Source organism: Alcaligenes sp. 1735tsa3 (assembly GCF_024134565.1).
GTDB classification, from domain to species: Bacteria; Pseudomonadota; Gammaproteobacteria; order Burkholderiales; family Burkholderiaceae_B; genus Alcaligenes; species Alcaligenes phenolicus.
Genome location: NZ_CP099862.1, coordinates 465,902 through 481,364, shown reverse-complemented (window position 1 = coordinate 481,364; position 15,463 = coordinate 465,902). Strand labels below are relative to the sequence as shown.

The window sequence follows — 15,463 nt, the reverse complement described above, 5'->3', positions numbered from 1 at the left end:
GCAGCATCAGGACTCGGTAGGTTCGATTGGACTGACTCAACTCTGACTCTTAATGAACTGCATCTCACACCGCGTCTTGCCAAGTCTACTCCTGCTGCTGTGAAGCAGCTTAAACGCTGCACACGAAAGCTTGAAATCTACAACAGGGGTTCAAGTCTCGTGATCCACAGTCGCTTGAGAAGCTGCAACAGGCATCACGTGCTGGTGCTGGTGCTGGTGCTGGTGCCTTCAGTCTGCTCTTGCAGAGATCCCGACTTCTTTTTTTTGTGGGCAATAAAAAACGCCCTTAGGCTGGATGCCTCAGGGCGTTTCTCTATATTCAGGGGCTTCTTTAGACAAGGCCGTGCCGGCTGTGGCTGTCTTTATCCCCTCAAGTCATGCTCAGGGCGCCACCGGCAAAGCACGTTTATGCGCCGAGGCACGGAAGGTTTTGATGATGATCTGCGTGGCTTCATCGTCAATTACTTTGCCTTCCAGAAAATCATCAATCTGGTCATAGCTGACACCAAAGGCGTCTTCGTCCGGCTTCAAGGGGCTAAGGCTTTCCAGATCAGCAGTGGGGACTTTGAACACCAAGGCATCAGCAGCGCCCATCGCACTAGCCAAAGCACGCACACGGCGTTTGTTCAAGCCAGCCAAAGGCGTAATGTCAGCAGCGCCGTCACCAAATTTGGTGAAAAAACCCATCAAGGCTTCAGCAGCGTGGTCTGTACCGACCACCAAGCCACCGTTCGCACCAGCAATCGCGTACTGCGCCACCATACGCTGACGGGCTTTGATATTGCCCATCAAAAAATCCTGCTGAGCAGCATCGCGGAACTTCAGGCCGGAGGCCAGCAGCTGATCCAGCATGGCGTCCGATGCGGGCTTCACGTTCACGACCAAGGTCTGGTCGGGATTGATAACCTTCAGACCGCCTTGGGCGTCTTTCTCGTCAGCCTGCTCACCGTAAGGCAAACGCACAGCGATGAATTGCACTTGATGGCCTTGCTCACGTGCCTGCTCTACGGCTCGCTGAGACAAACACCCTGCTGCCAGGGAGTCCACGCCCCCGCTGATCCCCAGGACCAGGCTACGGCAGCCGGTGCGCAGCAGATAGTCACTTAGAAAGCGGACGCGACGTTCGATTTCTTTCTGAGCATCGAAATGATCCGTGATCCCCAATTCCGCACGGATACTGGCTTGCAAAGCGCGTTGATCATCAGTCATGGCGCAGGCTCTCTAACAAAGTGAACAATAGTTCGATTGTAAAGGACTGGAGGAACTGTGTGATATGGGATCCTTATTCATTAAAACTGGATTCTGTATATAATCTTCAGTCAAGAAAAAACAAATTCGCCCTTACTGAGACAAGCCCTGTATCTGCTGCTCGGGCATCATAAAACCAGCCCACGTCATCCGGTGCTCTGCATGTAATTAAGCACGATTCACGCACCGGCTGGCCTCGGGCTCATCAAACGTACTCCATGAGATCCTCAACTGAAATCGCAGACGAAATCCTGAGACGTATTCAGTCCGGCCACTACCGGCCCGGCGACTCGCTAAGTCAATACGAGCTTGCGGAGGAGTTTCAGACCAGCCGCACCCCTGTTCGGGAAGCCCTGCGTTTTCTGGAGGCACGCCGCGTGACCTCGTTGACCAAGACCGGGCGCACGATTGTGGCTATTCCTTCTGCCAAATCAATCCGCGAGGCATTTCAGATTCGGGCCGAGCTTGAAGGCTTGGCGGCGCAGTTGGCGGTAGACTGGATCAAGGACTCGGATCTGGAGGTCCTGATGCAGCATCAGTCCGACTATGCCCGCACCTTGCGAACGCGTGTGCGCAGCGAGGAGGGGTCAGAATGGTTGCAACACAACCGCTCTTTCCATGACCTGATTACGATCACCAGTCACAACGAGCGCCTGCACGAGCTGATTCAGGAGCTGCAAAACGACAGCGTCTCCAGCGCTTTAAGTTTTGCCTCGAAAATGCCGCCGCGTTTGATGGAAGAAAATATTCTGGAGCATGAGGCTATCATCGCCGCGCTGGCCGATCGCAATGGCACCGCCGCTCGAGAAGCCATGACGGAACACGTTGCCAAGACCATGAATCTGGTCCTGGACTGGTTGCCAGAGCGCTAAGCAAAAAAACAGTGCCACCCGCAAGGAGAGGTGGCACCGCACAATCAAGGTGGTTTGCGATCCCCCGGACAAACCACCCGACTGTTAAAACCGCGGCCTGCGCACCTGCAGGCAATCCTCTACCAGTTGGGCAACATCCACCAGCCATTCATCCTGATATAAACCCGCCACCAGTTGCAGCCCCACGGGCAAACCGGAGGCGCTGATACCGGCTGGCAAGGAAATGGCGGGCTGCCGCGTCAAATTGAAGGGATAGGTATAGGGATTCCAATCCAGCCAATTCTGCGAAGCGGCGTCAGACGGCGCTTCCCGGCCCGCCTCAAACGGCAATATCGGAACGGTAGGCGTCAGGACCAGATCAAACTGCGCAAAGTGTCTAAGCATGGCTTCACCCAGCTTTTGTCGGCCAATCAGGGCTTGGTAATAGTCCGGCAAGCTGTTCTTCTCGCCCTTACTGGCAACCTGGCGCAGACCTTCGTCCACTAAAGGACGCTGTGCCGCAGAGACTTGATTCACCAACCAGGCCGTACCAGCTTCCCAATGCGCTGTAATCAGCTCTTTTGCACCGGCCAGGGGTAGCTCGGTAGGCACAATATGCGCGCCCTGCTCTTGCAACTTGTCCGCCGCCGTCTGGATAATGCCCCTGACCTCGGGGCTGCACTGCTCATCCAGATGCAAACCGATACGCAGGCCCTGCAAGGTACGAACGGGAGCTCGCACATGACGCGGCAAAGGTACCGAGTTCCAGTCGCGTGGGTCGGCTTGCATCATGACGCTCAGCAAGCCTTTCAGGTCCGCCACGGATCGGGCCATGGGACCGACATTGGATAAAGTCAGCATCGGGCCGGCAGGCCAGGCAGGTACGCCCCCAAAGGTAGCTTTCATGCCGGTGACGCCGCAAAAGCTGGCGGGAATCCGGGTGGATCCGCCGCCATCTGTACCGATTTGCAGCGTCCCCATCCCCGCTGCCAGCGCTGTGGCCGCACCGCCGCTGCTGCCTCCGCTGGTCAGACTGAAGTCCCAGATATTACGGGTGACTCCCGTTAAGGGACTGTCCGCCGTTCCCTTCCAGCCAAACTCCGAGGTCGTCGTTTTGCCGATCAGTACCGCCCCGACCTCACGCATCCGCGCCACCGCAGGCGCGTCATCCTGGGCAGCGTCCGCCATCTTTGCTGCACTTGAACCATAGCCAGTCGGCAAGCCACGCACCAGAAGCAAATCTTTAACTCCGTACGGAATGCCATCCAAAGGGCCACGTTCAGCGCCTGCCATCCAGCGTGCTTCTGATTCGGCAGCCTCTTGCAAGGTCAAGGCACGGTCCAGATAACAGTAGGCATTCACAATGGGGTTCCAGCGATCTACCGCATCCAGCGTAGCCCGCGCCACATCTACAGGAGACACCACTTTGCTTTGATACAAGCGCTGCAGTTCATCCGCACTGGCATAAATCAGATCCATAGAAGTGGGAGACGTCATGTCCACGGCGCTCTCAGATTTGGCGATTGGCTCATCCTTGTAGGAACTACGCATCATGCTGACGCCTCCATCAAACGAACCAGCACCAGGGAGATCTCAGGCACATAAGCCAGGATGAACAGAACGATGATGGCTGCAATGACAAAGGGCATGACCCCTCTCACCACCACCTCGTAAGGCTGGCCTGATACGGAGACCGTCGTAAACAGATTCAAGCCAAAGGGAGGGGTAAAGAAACCCACCACCAGATTGACGCAGAACACCACACCCAAATGGATAGGATCCACACCCAAGGCAATGCCGATAGGAACCAGAATCGGTGCCAGGATCACGATGCTGGCTGCAGCATCCATCACGCAACCAACCAGCAGCAAAAACACCACCAGCAAGGCCAGGTACAGGAACTGTGTATCAAGCAAAGGCGTCAGTTCCGTCACCATCAGCATGGGGATACGCGCCGAGGCCAGAATCCAGCCAAAAATACCGGCTGCGCCCAGAATAATGCCCACCATGGAAGAGGTTTCTACCGAGCTTTTCATGACCTGCCACAGGGTACCTACGGTGAACTGGCGGTAGCACACGCCCAACACCAGGCTGAATACCACACCCACGGCGGCGGCTTCGGTAGGCGTGAACACACCACCATAGATGCCGCCCAGAATCACAACAGGCATCAACAAGGACGGAATCGCCTTCAAAGCCACCATGACCATCTCTTGCGAGGTATAGGAACGCGTTGCGGTTTTAGGCACTTTCAGCTTTCTGGTCAGCAGCATATGGGTCAGCATGAAAGCCAGAGCCATCAACAAGCCGGGCAGGATATTGGCTACAAACAGCTTGGGGATAGAAACGTTGACGGTTGCGCCATACAGAATCAAGGCAATGCTGGGCGGAATGATATTGCCCAAGGCACCGGACGAAGCCGTAATCCCTGTCGCCAAAGAAGCCGGATATTTCTGCGCGATCATCGCGGGCATCATGATGGCGCCGATAGCCGCCACCGTTGCCGGAGCCGAGCCAGTCAAGGCACCAAACATCGCACAAGCAATCACCGTCACATAGCCCAGTGCGCCATGGACGCGCCCGACCAGCATGTCGATCAGATCAATCAGGCGCCTGGACAGGCCCGCCTTTTCCATCAGGTTTCCCATCAGGATAAACAGCGGCACCGCCAGCAAGGGGAAGGAGTCCAGCCCCGCCATCACACGCTGCGGCACAACAATCAGTGGCCGCATGCCGGTAAACAGCAAAAACAGCGCACTGCACAGCAATAAGGAAAAAGCGATAGGAATGCCCGCGATGAACAGCGTGAACATCAAGCTAAAAAGTAAGAGAGCTTCTTGCATTTACACCCCCTGCGCCGCTGGGCTGGGCTGATCCCGATACCCGCCCAGCAAGGCATTCACACACTGCACGGCGATGATGGCGCCGCCTACCGGCAGGGCCGCGTACACATAGGCCATGGAGATGCGCATGGCAGGACTAAGCTGTTGGTAAACGATGGCAATCAGTTGCAAACCCTGCACCAGCAGGACCAGTGCGCAGGTCAAAATCGCAATCTGAACTAGGCCGCTATGCACTTGGCGGGCTTTGCCTTTCAGTCGCATCACCAGCAGGTCAATCACGGCATGGCCATTGCTTTTAACCAGCACAGCTGTGCCCAGCATGATCATCCAGATAAAGCTGTAGCGTGTGATTTCCTCAATCCACGGTGGGGAGTAACCCATAAAATAGCGCCCGGCCACCTGTATTGATGCGGCCAGCACAATCAGCCCCAGAAATGCCGCCCCCAAGGTTCTGCATAAGCTATCCAGGCGGGTACTGACTCTATCGGCCCAATCGAGCAAAGAGTGTTTCATGATGGTTATCCGCCAGGATTATTGAGCAAGCGCCGCAGCACGGGTGACCAGATCAGGATCAATCACCGTCTTGTACTTTTCGTAAATCGGCATGACGGCTTTGCGGAACTGCGCTTTATCCACATCGGCATTAATGGACACGCCTGCCTCCATCAGTTTCTTCTCGATCTGCGCTTCGCTCTGGATCAGGAACTGACGTTGCTCCTGCACCGACTCACTAGCCGCTTTCTGGAAGATGGCTTTTTCATCAGCCGATAAGGTGTCCCAGACCCGCCCGGAAATCACCAAAGGAATCGCCACATACACGTGCTCGGTTCGGGACAGATAAGGGGCCGCTTCGTAAAAGCGACTGGTATAGAACAAGGCCGTGGGGTTCTCTGCACCATCAATGGTTTTTTGCTGCAGGCCGGTAAACAGCTCCGGATACGCCATGGAGGTGACATTCACGCCCAGCGCCTGCCAGGTATCCACATAAATAGGACTTTCCGGCGTACGCACTTTCATGCCGCTCAGGTCCGACAAACTGCGGATTGCGTGCTTGGAGTTATACAGATTCCGGAAACCGCCATGCCCCCAGCCCAAAATTTTCAGGCCGGATTTTTCCAGATCTGCTTCAATCGGATCCGTGAAACTGGAGTCCAGGGTTTTGAAGGCGGTCTGGTAATCCTTGAACAGGTAAGGCAGGTCAAACACCATCGCTTTTTTCTCAAAGGTGCCCAAGGTGAAGCTGGCAAGCAGGCTCATGTCCACCGTGCCCAACTGCATGCCTTCAGCCACATCGCGCTCGCCACCCAGTTGAGCTCCGCCCAACACCTGGACCTTGATTGCCCCCTTGGTCTGATCTTCCACTCGCTTGGCAAAATTCGTTGCCAGGTGGTGGTACATGTCTTCACTTTGCTCTACCGAAACGTGGGCAAGCTGTAGCGTTCGCGGGCCTTTGCTCTCGTTGTTGGCGGTATCGCCAGAACCGCCTTTGCCACATGCGCTCAACGCGCCCAGCATCGCCAGAGCCGCGATTCCCACTCGTGTCATTCGTTTCATGATCGTCCCCCTGCATCCTGTGGTATTGAATTTCTGTTCAGTTTTATTTGTGTTTCAAGCCAGCCCTGATCGGGCTTTTTTTGCTTGTTGATGCTGCCCATACGCAAAGGCATGGGCAGCTTTCCTGTAGCTCGCTGTTAAAGCGGGACTGCTTACACCGCTCTGGACTCTTCCTCTAGGGAACGGCGGGTTTTCATATTGAAGCGGCCTTCATAAATCGCAGGCTGGCGGGTGGTCGGCCCCATGTACTGCACGTACAGAATCTCGCCGTCTTCCAGGGTCGTCAATGCGTGCTCGTAATGCGGGTCCGGGTGAAACACCATGGTGCCCTCGCCGTAGATCACGCCATTGATCTCGAACTTGCCCGCCAGGATGTACCAGATCTGGGCAAAGTAATGGCTGTGCAAAGGGTGCCCGGAACCCTTCAGATACTTCACGACCCCGGCGTTGGGAATGGTGGGGTCGTCTTGCGTGGGGTGGAACATCATCTTGGTGAACTGCCCTTCGTAGCGCAGGTTGTCCCACTCCAGATCATCCCGATGCTTGACCGCCATTTCCCGGTGAGCTGCCGTCAGCGGGCCACCAATGCCACCCGGATTCAGAATCGGAGCCAAGGTAATTGGATCTATTTCACTCATCACTTCCTCCTTAAAAACCAAATTAACAAAATGGGATCCCGTTTTGCATGAAATGGATTCTATCAGGACGATGGCACCGGAATATTCGTATTTACCCGGTACGTTTCTACCAGGCATAAAAAAACCCCACCTGCTTCAAGGCAGGTGGGGTTTTTACAAGCAGAACTAGTGCTTAGCGGTCCAGTTGCGACACATCACGCACGGCACCCCGGTCAGCCGATGTTGCCAGCGCGGCATAGGCTTTCAGTGCTTGCGACACAACGCGCTCGCGGTTCACTGGCTTCCAGGCCTTGGAGCCACGCGATTCCATTTCGGCACGGCGTGCGGCCATTTCTTCATCGCTGATAGCCAGGTGAATACGACGGTTGGGGATGTCGATCTCGATGGTGTCGCCATCTTGCACCAGGGCGATATTGCCACCTTCGGCAGCTTCAGGTGACGCATGACCAATCACCAGACCGGACGAACCGCCGGAGAAGCGACCATCGGTGAACAAGGCCGAGCTTTTACCCAGGCCCATGGATTTCAGATAGGAGGTGGGGTACAGCATTTCCTGCATACCTGGGCCGCCTTTGGGGCCTTCGTAGCGAATGATGACCACATCGCCTGCCTTGACCACGCCGTCCAGAATGGCGGCAACGGAATCATCCTGGCTTTCATAAACACGCGCCGTGCCGGTGAAGGTCAGAATGCTTTCATCCACGCCAGCGGTTTTCACGATACAACCGTTGATGGCCAGGTTGCCGTACAACACGGCCAAGCCACCGTCTTGCGAATAAGCATTAGCCTTGTCGCGGATACAGCCCTTGGCGCGGTCTGTGTCCAATTCCTGGTAGTAACGGTCCTGGCTGAAGGCCACTTGCGTTGGGATACCACCGGGGGAGGCACGGAAAAAGTCACTAATGGCTTTGACGTTGTCGCCTTTGACGTCCCAACGCTTGATGGCTTCACGCAAGGTGCCGCTGTGTACGTTGCCCACATCCAGGTTCAGCAAGTCGGCCCGGGCCAGTTCGGCCAGAATAGCCATGATGCCGCCCGCGCGGTGCACGTCTTCCATGTGGAATTCGGGGGTGGCAGGGGCCACTTTACATAGGCAAGGGACGCGACGCGAAATCTTGTCGATATCGGCCATCGTAAATTCCACACCGGCTTCCTGGGCTGCGGCCAGCAAGTGCAGTACGGTGTTGGTAGAACCGCCCATGGCCACGTCCAGGGTCATGGCGTTTTCAAAAGCTTGGTAAGTGGCGATGTTACGTGGCAGGACGGATTCGTCGTCTTGCTCGTAGTAGCGCTTGGCCAGATCCACGATCAGACTGCCAGCGCGTTCAAACAAACCTTGGCGACGGGCGTGAGTAGCGACAATGGTGCCGTTACCGGGCAGGGACAGGCCCAGCGCCTCGGTCAGACAGTTCATGGAGTTGGCGGTAAACATGCCCGAACAGGAACCACAGGTCGGGCAAGCGCTACGTTCAACAGCTTCAGCCTGTTCATCAGTGACGTTAGGGTCAGCGGCTTGAATCATGGCGTCCACCAGATCCAGCTTCTGCACCACGGTCTTGCCGTCTGGCGAGTAGACCTTGCCCGCTTCCATCGGCCCACCCGACACAAACACCACGGGGATGTTCAGGCGCATGGCGGCCATCAACATGCCGGGGGTGATCTTGTCGCAGTTGGAGATACACACCATGGCGTCAGCACAGTGGGCGTTGACCATGTATTCCACCGAGTCGGCGATCAGTTCGCGCGAAGGCAGGGAATACAACATGCCGCCGTGGCCCATCGCAATACCGTCGTCCACCGCAATGGTGTTGAACTCTTTTGCCACACCGCCGACCGCTTCAATTTGACGGGCAACCAGTTGACCCATGTCTTTCAGGTGTACGTGACCCGGTACGAATTGCGTAAATGAGTTCACCACCGCAATGATCGGTTTGGAGAAATCCTCGTCTTTCATACCGGTGGCGCGCCACAGGGCACGCGCGCCGGCCATATTCCGACCGTGGGTCGAGGTACGGGAGCGATATTGGGGCATGACTACTCTCTGAACAGGAAAATTATGTAAAGATACCTATCATAAACGTCCCAAGGCGCTTTGTGCGCGTCAAGGTCGGGAAGGCGTCTTACCGTAGGGCGGCTACCGATCTGGCACCCAGAATCCTTTGCAGCAAAACCCCTTATTTAACAGGAGATATATTATGCCGCAGGCCGTGCCTGACCTTTCCAACCTGCTTCGACAGGACATCCGCTTTCTGGGCAAGGCCCTGGGAGAGGTGATTCGTGATAGCGAAGGAAAGGCGACCTTCACGCTGATTGAAGCCCTGCGCCGGGCCGCTGTCAGTTTCAGACGTGAACACGATCCGCAGCAAGCACGGATTCTGGAAAAAGACATTCCCAAGCTGAACGATGCGCAGGCCCGTTCCGTGGCCCGTGCCTTTGCCTACTTTTTGCACCTGTCCAATATTGCCGAGGACCGCGACCAGAACCGTCGCCGCGAAGAGCAAGATCCCGAAAAGCTGCTGGGCAGCCTGCAACATGCCATTCAAACCTTGATGGACCAGGGTTTGAGCGCCAAGAAAATTCGCCGCTATCTGCAAGAAGCCTGTGTGATGCCGGTGCTGACGGCTCACCCTACCGAAGTTCAGCGCCAAAGTACGCTCGCTGTGCATATGGCCATTGCCGATGAATTGAACGGCCTGGATCACAAAGCCAGCGCCACGCAATCAGCCCGCACCCAGGAAAAGCTGACCGGTCTGGTGTCCCTGCTGTGGCAAACCCGCATGCTGCGCGATCACAAGCTGACGGTGATGGACGAGATCGATAACGCCCTGGCCTATTACGGCTCCACCTTCCTGCCCACCATTCCGCAGCTGTACCACGATCTGGACCGTTTGCTGGAACCGGGCAAAAAAAGCCTGCTGGATCAGAAAACACGTTCCCTGCCCGCCTTTTTGCGCATGGGCAGCTGGATTGGCGGTGACCGCGATGGCAACCCCAATGTAGGCCCTGAAACCGTTGAACAAGCAGTACTGCGTCAGTCGACACGCGCGTTGCAACACTATCTGGAGCAGATTCGTCTGCTGGGTACGGAAATCTCCGTGTCCGACGCACTGAACCGTGTCAGCAAAGACCTGGCGGCCTTGTCGGCCAGCAGCCAGGACCCGTCGCCACACCGTGTAGACGAACCTTATCGCCGCAGCTTTATTCACCTGTATGCCCGTATGGCGGCCACAGCGCAGAACCTGCTGGGCCGCGATCTGGCCGATCGCCCCACTTACACCGCTCCACCCTACGCAAACCCGCAAGAATTCAAGGCTGATCTGCAAATCATTGCCGACTCTCTGGCTGAAAACAAAGGCGGCGCCATTGCCGGCCTGCGTCTGAACGAATTGATTCAAGCTGTGGAGGTTTTTGGCTTCCATCTGGCCACTTTGGACCTGCGCCAAAGCTCGGACGTGCACGAGCGCGTACTGGACGAACTGTTCCGCGTGGCAGGCATGCTGTACAAGGACGAACCCGTCAATTACCGCCAACTGTCCGAAGAGGACCGCATCACTTTGCTGCGCTCGGAGTTGCGCCACCATCGCCCCCTGGTTTCGCCCTGGTATCGCTACTCGGAAGAAACCGAGAAAGAACTGTCCATTCTGCGCAAAGCCGCCGAATGCCGCCGCCGCTTTGGTGCGCGTGCGCTGGAACAAACCATTGTGTCGCACACCGAAACGCTCAGCGATTTGCTGGAAGTGCTGGTACTGCAACAGGAAACCGGCCTGATCGTGCCCAACTCCAACGAGCCGGAGCATCAAGGTCTGATGGTTGTACCGCTGTTCGAGACCATTCCTGACTTGGAGCGTGGCCCGCAAATCATGCAGGAATGGCTGGATATGCCTGAAATCCGCCAGCGCGTGCGTCACGCTCAGGACAGCGTGCAGGAAGTGATGCTGGGTTATTCGGACAGTAATAAAGATGGTGGCTACCTGACCTCCAACTGGACGCTATACCGTGCCGAGCGTGAATTTGCGCAGGTTTTCTCGCGCCGCAAAGTGCGTTTGCGCCTGTTCCACGGTCGTGGCGGTTCGGTAGGCCGAGGCGGTGGTTCCAGTTTCGACGCTATTTTGGCGCAGCCTCCAGGCACCGTGAACGGTCAGATTCGTCTGACCGAGCAAGGCGAAATGATTCAAGGCCGCTACAAGGATGCGGACGTGGGTCGCTGGCATCTGGAGCTGTTTGTCGCTGCCACGCTGGAAGCCAGCCTGGGATCACGCAAGGGCTCGTCCAATGACGACGAACATCTGGCTGCGTATGGTGACGCCATGGCCTGGATGTCCGAGCAGGCTCATCAAAGCTATCGCCAGCTGGTCTACGGTACGCCGAACTTTGATCAGTACTTCTTCCAGTCCACGCCTATCAAGGAAATTGCTGGCCTGAATATCGGCTCGCGTCCTTCCTCGCGCAAGGCCACGCAAAGCATTGAAGACCTGCGCGCCATCCCCTGGAGTTTCTCCTGGGCACAATGCCGTCTGCCTATTCCTGGCTGGTACGGCATGGGCACAGCCTTGAACCGCTATCTGGAATCGGGGCTGCCCAATGATGGCCTGAACCGCGCCAAACGTTTGGCCCAACTGCAAACCATGGCGCGCGACTGGGCCTTCTTCCGCACGCTACTGTCCAATATGGAGCAGGTGCTGGCCAAGACTGACCTGGATATCGGCCTGAAATACGCCGGTCTGGTCGAGGACGAGGAACTGCGCGAGACCATCTTCACGCAAATCCGTGACGAGTTCGAGCTGACACACCGGCTGTTCCGTGAAATCACCGGCCATGAACTGCTGGCGCACGATCAGGCTTTGCAAGATGCCCTGGCCGAACGCTTCGCCTACATTGACCCACTGAACCACTTGCAGGTGGAACTGCTGCGCCGCCATCGCCGTCAAGGTGAAAAGGCCAACAAGCCCACACGCAGCGGTGTGAACAAGCAACACGTCATTCACCTGACGATCAACGGTATTGCGGCTGGCCTGCGTAACTCGGGCTAACTCCAAGCCATGGAAATTGGCCCTATTAATTACTTTTATAAATAAGCTAATTTCCAAAAGAAGTTAAGAGCGTACAATAAGCCATTACTACGCTTTCTGAAAAAGGCGTGATCCCTACCGGGGTCACGCCATATGGCTTATGGCGCTTGCAATCATCCTGGGAATTCTGACTGGCCTGTCGCTGGGCCTGACTGGCGCGGGTGGCGGTATTTTGGCTGTGCCCGCTTTGGTATTGGGCATGGGTTACAGCATGACGGCGGCCACGCCAGTGGCCTTGCTGGCTGTAGGCGCCGCCGCTCTGGTCGGCGCGCTGGATGGTCTGTACAAGCATATCGTGCGCTATAGAGCTGCCATGTTCATGGCCGTTACAGGCGCTTTGGTCACGTCTTTGGGCGTACGCATCAGCCATGCCTTGCCGGAAAAAGTGCTAGTAACGCTGTTTGTCGCCATCATGCTGTGGATTGCCACCAAAATGCTGCGTCGTCCGGCGGCAACGGCCCATGCTCATACACCCTGTTGTCTGAACCCGGAAACCGGCCGCCTGCGCTGGACACCAGCAGGCACGGCCACCTTGGCTTCAATTGGTGCGGTAGCGGGTTTGTTTTCAGGCATGTTGGGCGTGGGCGGCGGCTTTCTGATCGTGCCTGCCCTGAAACGTTTCAGCGACCTGTCCATGCATAGCATTGTGGCTACATCCTTGATGCTGATCGCCCTGATTTCCCTGAGCGCGTCGGCCATGAGTCTGGCACACGGGGCGGAGATTCCCCTTAGCGGCTGGGTTTTTGTGGCCTCGGCCATGGGTGGCATGGTGATAGGCCGACAACTAGCCCCTCATATTCCTTCTGTGCGCTTGCAACAGGGTTTCAGCATCCTGACCGCTGTTGTGGCCCTGTCCATGCTGGCACGTACCTATCTGTTTTAAGCCGCGATTCTGTACACGCGCTCAAGCAACACCGGATACATGGTTTTGAGCCAAGCGCCGCGCCTGGCTCAAAACTGCACATGCTTTACTCGCAAATACTGCCACCACCGTCTTGCGGATTCAGACGGTAATCGCTGAAAGAGCCGCCCTCACGCGGACGCACGGCGACAATGCGCTGAACAATATGGTCCGGATCGGCCCGGAAACCATGCTCATACGCCACGATATCCAGGTCCGCACACCAGCGCAGCAGCTCCCCCGGCTGCAACAGAAAGTCCGGATTACGCGGCGTGTTGTATTGCTCGTTGCCCACCCCAAAGGTTTCGTAAACCAGTACCCCACCTGGCTCCAGACTCTCCAGCAAAGTCGGCATCAAGGGACGCCACAGATACTTGGTCACCACCAGGGCATTGAACTTGCGCCCCGCGAAAGGCCAGGGACCATTTTCGATATCAGCCTGGATAATTTCCCCGTAAGGCGAAGTCGCTGCTACCGCTTCCGGGTCCCGGTCTACACCGATCACGGTATTGCCGCGCTCGGCCAACCAGCGGGCATTGCGCCCCCGACCACAGGCCACATCCAGAACCGTGCCCGGATTCGGAATCAAATGGGCCCATGCCTGTAACCAGGCGCTGGCCTGTCCCCTGTCGTTCATCCTTACCCCTTTGCTAAGCAGACAAAACGCCCATGGTAACGCAGCAGTGGGCAAGCTCAAGCACAGCACTGGCCTGGGCTACAATTGGCCCCGATTCCACGCTATTTTTTGAGGGTGTATGAAAGTTCTGCTGCAAAAACCCATATTGCTGATGGCCGTTCTGTGCCTGCCTTTGTGGTTTGTCTACGGCAACTTCATCCTGGCCGCTGCCACCTCCATCCTGATCGGGATGCTGGTGGGCATGATCCGCACCCTGCACCAAGTGACCCAGGCCAAGAAAGCCAGCGCCAAGAGCGCCGCCCCGGCTTCTTCCGAGACACCTAACGACAAGCCCAACTGACGCCATGAACGTACTGTCCGCCCCTGCCCTGCCACACGGTTTGCCTCCCCTGTCCGAGGAACTGAAAAAACACGTCGCACAGGTTAACGATTACTTGCTGGACCGCATTGCAGATGAAGGCGGTTTCCTGCCTTTCGACCAATGGATGCACCATGCGCTGTACGCCCCCCATCTGGGCTACTACACCGGTGGCAGCACCAAGTTTGGCAGCAATCAGCCCACAGGCGACTTTACGACGGCCCCCGAACTCTCCCCCCTGTTTGCTCAGACCTTGAGCCGTCAGGTCATGGAAGTACTGGAAGGCAGCCAATCCCTATCCATTCTGGAGTTTGGCGCGGGTAGCGGCGCTTTGGCCGAAGCGCTGATTACGGAGTTGCGCAAGCAAGGTATCGAGCCGCAGTATTCAATTCTGGAAGTATCGCCTGATTTGCGTGCGCGTCAGCAAGAGCGTCTGGCCCCCCTGCAAGCACAAGTGCAGTGGCTGGACAGCACACCGCACAGCTTCAAGGGTTGCGTGGTGGCTAATGAGGTTCTGGATGCCATGCCTGCCAGCCTGTTCACCTTTGATGTGGCTGGCAAGGTGCTGGAAGTAGGTGTCATTGCCGCAGACGACAGCACGGCCCAAGGCCTGCCAGCGCCTTTCTACCTGGCTACCCGCCCGGCTCCCGACCATCTGGCTTCGCTGGTGGCTGAGCGCGTGGAAGCGCAGCCCTTCTACCTATCCGAGATCAACCTGCAAGCCGAAGCCTGGGTGCGCAGCATGGGTACTTGGTTAAAGCAGGGCGCGGCCATTTTGATCGACTACGGTTTTCCGCAGCGCGAGTACTACCACCCGCAACGTGACAAAGGCACCTTGATGTGCCACTTCCGCCACTTTGCTCATGCCGAGCCGCTGGTGCTGGCTGGCTTGCAGGACATTACCGCCCACGTGGACTTCACCGCCATGGCGGATGCCGCCCTGGAGGCCGGTTTGGATGTGCTGGGCTATACCAGCCAGGCGCGCTTCCTGATGAATTGCGGCATCACCAACTTCCTGGCTTCTCCGCCGGAAGACCCATCGCCCGCCGTGCAACAGCAATGGGCACAGACCATGAGTGCCGCCAACAAGCTGCTGTCTGAAGCGGAAATGGGGGAGCTATTCAAGGTGCTGATTATTGGGCGCGATATTTCAGCCCCAGTGCTGGGCACAATGAGCGGAGATCGACGCGAGCGTCTGTAAGTGTTTTCAGCTCCGGCCTTTGGCCGTTTCTGACTAAAGGGCGGTACACCTGAACGGTGAAATGGCAAGGCACGTACCTTGCCATTTTTTTGCTGTAAATAACCACGCCCAAGCCAAGACCTCTAGCTACGGCAGCGGTGCAAAGAGGATCTTGCAGATCATC

Annotated in this window: 13 protein-coding genes; 5 read left to right on the top strand and 8 right to left on the bottom strand. The window is 56.8% G+C overall.

Features of this window, described 5'->3' with window-relative positions; genetic code table 11:
- Positions 1 to 381: 381 nt before the first annotated feature.
- Positions 382 to 1,209 carry an ammonia-dependent NAD(+) synthetase gene (nadE, locus tag NIZ92_RS02170; protein ID WP_254002624.1) on the bottom strand — a complete coding sequence of 276 codons (828 nt, stop codon included), beginning with the start codon at positions 1,207 to 1,209 and terminating at the stop codon, positions 382 to 384.
- A gap of 257 nt (positions 1,210 to 1,466) precedes the next feature.
- Between nadE and NIZ92_RS02165 the strand changes: the two genes are divergently transcribed.
- Positions 1,467 to 2,120: a GntR family transcriptional regulator gene (locus NIZ92_RS02165; protein WP_086059780.1), complete on the top strand. Its 654-nt coding sequence runs from the start codon at positions 1,467 to 1,469 to the stop codon at positions 2,118 to 2,120.
- 84 nt (positions 2,121 to 2,204) lie between these two features.
- Here NIZ92_RS02165 and NIZ92_RS02160 read toward each other — a convergent pair whose 3' ends face one another.
- The 6 genes from NIZ92_RS02160 to ilvD form a co-directional block, all read right to left on the bottom strand.
- Entirely contained in the window at positions 2,205 to 3,653 is a 1,449-nt protein-coding gene (locus NIZ92_RS02160) for an amidase (protein WP_254002623.1), read from the bottom strand.
- Positions 3,650 to 4,942 carry a TRAP transporter large permease gene (locus NIZ92_RS02155; RefSeq protein WP_035273592.1) on the bottom strand — a complete coding sequence of 431 codons (1,293 nt, stop codon included), beginning with the start codon at positions 4,940 to 4,942 and terminating at the stop codon, positions 3,650 to 3,652. The genes NIZ92_RS02160 and NIZ92_RS02155 overlap by 4 nt, the downstream gene beginning before the upstream one ends.
- Positions 4,943 to 5,455, bottom strand: coding sequence for a TRAP transporter small permease (locus NIZ92_RS02150; protein WP_254002622.1), 513 nt, complete (start codon positions 5,453 to 5,455; stop codon positions 4,943 to 4,945).
- Positions 5,456 to 5,473: 18 nt separating this feature from the next.
- Complete coding sequence (locus NIZ92_RS02145; RefSeq protein ID WP_254002621.1) at positions 5,474 to 6,496, bottom strand: TRAP transporter substrate-binding protein; 1,023 nt, start codon at positions 6,494 to 6,496, stop codon at positions 5,474 to 5,476.
- A gap of 152 nt (positions 6,497 to 6,648) precedes the next feature.
- Positions 6,649 to 7,134, bottom strand: a complete 486-nt coding sequence (locus NIZ92_RS02140) for a cupin domain-containing protein (protein WP_009462584.1) — start codon at positions 7,132 to 7,134, stop codon at positions 6,649 to 6,651.
- Positions 7,135 to 7,306: 172 nt separating this feature from the next.
- Complete coding sequence (ilvD, locus tag NIZ92_RS02135; protein WP_026484131.1) at positions 7,307 to 9,166, bottom strand: dihydroxy-acid dehydratase; 1,860 nt, start codon at positions 9,164 to 9,166, stop codon at positions 7,307 to 7,309.
- Positions 9,167 to 9,329: 163 nt separating this feature from the next.
- Here ilvD and ppc point away from each other — a divergent pair, with 163 nt between their 5' ends.
- Entirely contained in the window at positions 9,330 to 12,164 is a 2,835-nt protein-coding gene (ppc, locus tag NIZ92_RS02130; RefSeq protein WP_254002620.1) for a phosphoenolpyruvate carboxylase, read from the top strand.
- 139 nt (positions 12,165 to 12,303) lie between these two features.
- Positions 12,304 to 13,086, top strand: coding sequence for a sulfite exporter TauE/SafE family protein (locus NIZ92_RS02125; RefSeq protein WP_035273584.1), 783 nt, complete (start codon positions 12,304 to 12,306; stop codon positions 13,084 to 13,086).
- A gap of 85 nt (positions 13,087 to 13,171) precedes the next feature.
- On the opposite strand, the gene NIZ92_RS02120 is transcribed toward NIZ92_RS02125, so the two are convergent.
- On the bottom strand, positions 13,172 to 13,741 hold the full coding sequence (locus tag NIZ92_RS02120) for a bifunctional 2-polyprenyl-6-hydroxyphenol methylase/3-demethylubiquinol 3-O-methyltransferase UbiG (protein WP_009462587.1): 570 nt from the start codon (positions 13,739 to 13,741) through the stop codon (positions 13,172 to 13,174).
- 118 nt (positions 13,742 to 13,859) lie between these two features.
- Between NIZ92_RS02120 and NIZ92_RS02115 the strand changes: the two genes are divergently transcribed.
- Both NIZ92_RS02115 and NIZ92_RS02110 read left to right on the top strand, forming a co-directional pair.
- On the top strand, positions 13,860 to 14,081 hold the full coding sequence (locus NIZ92_RS02115) for a hypothetical protein (RefSeq protein WP_009462588.1): 222 nt from the start codon (positions 13,860 to 13,862) through the stop codon (positions 14,079 to 14,081).
- A 4-nt stretch (positions 14,082 to 14,085) separates the two neighbouring features.
- Complete coding sequence (locus NIZ92_RS02110; protein WP_115635269.1) at positions 14,086 to 15,300, top strand: class I SAM-dependent methyltransferase; 1,215 nt, start codon at positions 14,086 to 14,088, stop codon at positions 15,298 to 15,300.
- The last annotated feature ends 163 nt before the right edge of the window (positions 15,301 to 15,463 follow it).

Coding starts and splice junctions, on each gene's coding strand:
- NIZ92_RS02145 (WP_254002621.1), bottom strand. CDS start 6,496: ATGAAACGAATGACACGAGTGGGAATCGCGGCTCTGGCGATGCTGGGC.
- NIZ92_RS02115 (WP_009462588.1), top strand. CDS start 13,860: ATGAAAGTTCTGCTGCAAAAACCCATATTGCTGATGGCCGTTCTGTGC.
- ilvD (WP_026484131.1), bottom strand. CDS start 9,166: ATGCCCCAATATCGCTCCCGTACCTCGACCCACGGTCGGAATATGGCC.
- NIZ92_RS02120 (WP_009462587.1), bottom strand. CDS start 13,741: ATGAACGACAGGGGACAGGCCAGCGCCTGGTTACAGGCATGGGCCCAT.
- NIZ92_RS02125 (WP_035273584.1), top strand. CDS start 12,304: ATGGCGCTTGCAATCATCCTGGGAATTCTGACTGGCCTGTCGCTGGGC.
- NIZ92_RS02110 (WP_115635269.1), top strand. CDS start 14,086: ATGAACGTACTGTCCGCCCCTGCCCTGCCACACGGTTTGCCTCCCCTG.
- NIZ92_RS02160 (WP_254002623.1), bottom strand. CDS start 3,653: ATGATGCGTAGTTCCTACAAGGATGAGCCAATCGCCAAATCTGAGAGC.
- NIZ92_RS02150 (WP_254002622.1), bottom strand. CDS start 5,455: ATGAAACACTCTTTGCTCGATTGGGCCGATAGAGTCAGTACCCGCCTG.
- NIZ92_RS02155 (WP_035273592.1), bottom strand. CDS start 4,942: ATGCAAGAAGCTCTCTTACTTTTTAGCTTGATGTTCACGCTGTTCATC.
- NIZ92_RS02140 (WP_009462584.1), bottom strand. CDS start 7,134: ATGAGTGAAATAGATCCAATTACCTTGGCTCCGATTCTGAATCCGGGT.
- nadE (WP_254002624.1), bottom strand. CDS start 1,209: ATGACTGATGATCAACGCGCTTTGCAAGCCAGTATCCGTGCGGAATTG.
- ppc (WP_254002620.1), top strand. CDS start 9,330: ATGCCGCAGGCCGTGCCTGACCTTTCCAACCTGCTTCGACAGGACATC.
- NIZ92_RS02165 (WP_086059780.1), top strand. CDS start 1,467: ATGAGATCCTCAACTGAAATCGCAGACGAAATCCTGAGACGTATTCAG.